1 protein-coding gene is annotated in these 246 nt (G+C 75.2%); it reads right to left on the reverse strand.

The genetic code is table 11. The features are described 5' to 3' along the window. On the reverse strand, positions 1-246 hold a 246-nt coding region (locus KVT14_RS20860), incomplete at both ends, for a hypothetical protein (RefSeq protein ID WP_217617345.1).

Consider the following 246-nt stretch of genomic DNA (forward strand, 5'->3'; position numbering starts at 1 on the left):
CATGTCGCCCGACGGCGGGACCTGCACGATCGCGAACATCCAGTACCAGGTGCCGGCGTCGGAGGGGTGCACCGGCACGACCGGCCACACCGTGGTGCTGAACGAGGCCGACGGCGTCACCACGCCGTGCGTCGGGGGCCCGGCGCCGGCGCCGGCGTCGGCGGGCACCCCGGTGCTCGAGTACGGGCAGACGCAGGCCGTCGGGCCGTACACCTGCACGAGCGGGGCGAACGGCATGTCCTGCGG

The organism is Cellulomonas sp. GbtcB1, assembly GCF_019091725.1.
Taxonomy (GTDB): Bacteria; Actinomycetota; Actinomycetes; order Actinomycetales; family Cellulomonadaceae; genus Cellulomonas.